This window comes from Teichococcus vastitatis (assembly GCF_003604215.1).
Lineage (GTDB): Bacteria > Pseudomonadota > Alphaproteobacteria > Acetobacterales > Acetobacteraceae > Pseudoroseomonas > Pseudoroseomonas vastitatis.
Map to the genome: position 1 here is coordinate 1 of NZ_QXGS01000187.1, position 900 is coordinate 900.

1 protein-coding gene is annotated in these 900 nt (G+C 62.9%); it reads right to left on the reverse strand.

Annotated features, from left to right (window positions below):
* On the reverse strand, positions 1-782 hold a 782-nt coding region (locus tag D2K64_RS23840), incomplete at its 3' end, for an MCP four helix bundle domain-containing protein (RefSeq protein WP_120010912.1).
* Between the last annotated feature and the right edge of the window lie 118 nt (positions 783-900).

Sequence of the window (900 nt, forward strand, 5' to 3'; positions counted from 1 at the left end):
AACACCTGCACGGCGGCCGCCATGCCGCCCACCTCGTCACCGCGACCGGCGCCCGGGATCAGCACCGCCATGTCCCGATCCGCCAGGCGGCGCATCGCCGCCGTCATGGCGCGAACTGGAGCTGCGACACCACGGACCATGGAGGTCCCGGCGAGGACACAGACGACCACCATCATGGCCAGCAGCACTGCGATCCAGGTCACAGCAGAAGCGCCAATCGCGGCGGCTGCGGTAACCACGCTGTCAGCTTGACGTTCCTGGTGCGCAGCGGCTTTCTCGATGGCGCTCCGCAGGCCTACACCCTCACGCCGGATACCGCCCGACAGGGCGGCCTCGGCCTTTGGTCGATCGCCATCCTGAACCAACGGCGCCAGAACACGTTCCGCAGCTTCGAAGCGCTCCCAGCCAGACCGGATGCCGTCCGCAAGCTGTCGTTCTTCGCCGGAGCTCAGAGTGGCCTCGTAGTCTGCCAAGGTCGTGGTGAACTTCCGACGCGCGTCGGCGCTGGACCGGGCCAGATCCGCCTGCTCATCAGGAGTTTGAGCAATCACCAGCAAGCCATCAGTCAAACGGATACGCTCGAGCTGAACACCCATGCCCGACAGGAGGCGCAGGTCACCGACCTTGTCATTGATCTGGGCTGTGGAGGCATTCAGCTGACGCACGTCAACAACCGCCCACACTCCCAAGGCTGTGCCGCAGAGCAGTACCCCGGCAAAGGCCGAGATGACCTTGGAGCGAATGCTCAGATTGTTGAAGAGGCCCATGTCGATGACTTTCATGAACAGGTTTTCATCAACACTGGGGCCTAATGGTTAATACCAATCCCATTGATCAGAACCCATGAGCCCATTCGCGCAGGCCGATGGACATGATGCGCCAGGGCTGATCGACGAGCCT